At 55.7% G+C, this 1,931-nt stretch carries 1 protein-coding gene; it reads left to right on the plus strand.

The genetic code is table 11. The features are described 5' to 3' along the window. A partial coding sequence (locus HKD40_RS17580; RefSeq protein ID WP_169197064.1) for a tyrosine-type recombinase/integrase occupies nt 1-1,182 on the plus strand: 1,182 nt, incomplete at its 5' end. Nucleotides 1,183-1,931 lie beyond the last annotated feature (749 nt).

The following is a 1,931-nucleotide window of genomic DNA, read 5'->3' on the forward strand; positions in this document are numbered from 1 at the left end:
GTGCCGGCCATTAGTAACCAGACGCCAGAGGCACTGGCGCTGGCAGTTGCGGAAGCGATGCGGCTGGGGACACTCCATCCTGAAGCGAAGAAGCCATTAACGGCGCATATTGAGGGACATTTTGCAGATCTGCTCAGGAAGCGGAGGTCCCCGAAATATCTGGCTGAAATCCGCACGAAGCTGCAAATCTTTATTGCCACCATGGGCGACAAGCCGGTCTTTCAGTACAAAAAGGAGGACATGCTGCGGTATCGGGATTTGATCGATCAAATGCCCGTTGATGCTATAAAGCATCTCAAGACCGATGATCCGGTGAAGGCCATCGCTCTGAACGCCAAGCGTGCAAGTCCGCTGCCGCCGATCAGCTCCACAACTGTCGATGCCAAATATCTGAGCACGATACGCGGCATATTCGACTACCTGATCCGGAAGGGGTACCTCGAGAGTAATCCCGTTGCCAATGTCCAGTCCGAACAAGAGGCGGATGGAGAGGATCTTCTGGACGTCGAAGTTCGTCTACCCTTCACGCCGGAAATCGAACACGCGATCTACCGGCTGACCAGCAAGAAGCCGAAAATGTCCGCAGACTATTGGTGGCCGCGTTTCACGTGCCGGCAGGGCCTGCGATTGCACGAATTCACGCAGCTCTGCGTATCGGACTTTCGTGAGTTACACGGTCGGTTGTGCGTGGACTTGCTGCATTTTGATTTCGATGGCGACGAGCACCACGCCCTACGGCGCGCTCAGCTGCAACTAAAATCCAATTCAGCGCGCCGTATCTTTCCGGTGGCGCGGGAGCTTCTCAATGATGGTCTGCTGGACCTCATAGCCAGGCGCCGCAAGGAGGATGGACCCAATGCACGCCTTTTCCCTGACGAGACCGCTGACCAATACGGCAACAGCTCCTCAGCACTCTCAAAACGTGCGAACCGATTGGTGCGCGGCATAACGCCGGATCGGCGCATTGTCGCCTATAGCGCTCGCCACACTTTCGCGAAGCGTTGTGATGATGCCGGGATCCCACTTGCTGTCCGAAATCTGTTTATGGGTCACGAGCAGGGGCAGGGCAGTGAAGACAATGCGAAGAGCAAGGCTCGCGGTAAACACGTCTCGGCTCGATATGGCTCTCCGCTCCCAACTGCCGAAGAGCTCGCCTGGTTCGACAAGATCCGCTTCGATTAGCCAAGATGACGAAGTAGCAATGCACGGTTGGTAACACCAAATCCGCATCAAGTAACACTTTTCCCGCAAACCTATCGTCATTCTAGAAGGGGTTCTCCGGCACGCACGACGCGTTATCGGCACCTCATTCTTGGTCGCAAATTTGGTCCGTGCCAACCGTGACGCAGTGCCGGTTCGACCGAAAATTCCGACGAGTAACGGGCAAATCGGCATATAAAGTCGGGTCGACGGTTTGGGGGAGGTGACGCGTGAGGTATTGCCAGAGGCGGTGTGTGGCAACGTGTGATGACTCTATCGCGTCGTGCCAGGACGGCGATTGGTCGAGTAATGATGCTGTTTGAGATCGTGGATTGCGTCTGCTCATCGGATGGAGAATTCGCCTAGTAAGGCTCGCGGTACGCACGCTTTTGCCCGATATGGCTCTCCGCTCACAACTGCCGAAGAACTCTCTTGGTTTGACAATGTCCGCTTTGATTAGCGAAGGCGTTGGAGTGGCGCCGCGCGGCTGGTAACACCAAATCCGCATCAAGTAACACTTTTCCCGCACACCGATCGTCGTACTAGAAGGGGTTCTCCGGCACGTACAACGCGTTTCCGACACCTCTTTCTTGGTGCCAATTTGTTCCTTGCCAAACCGTGACGCAGTGTCGGCTCGACGGAAAATTCCGACGAGTAACGGGCAAATGGACATGGAAAATCGGGTCGACGGTCTGGGGGTTGAGGTAACACGCGAGGTGTCGACGGAGGTG

Source organism: Devosia sp. MC1541 (assembly GCF_012847305.1).
Lineage (GTDB): Bacteria > Pseudomonadota > Alphaproteobacteria > Rhizobiales > Devosiaceae > Devosia.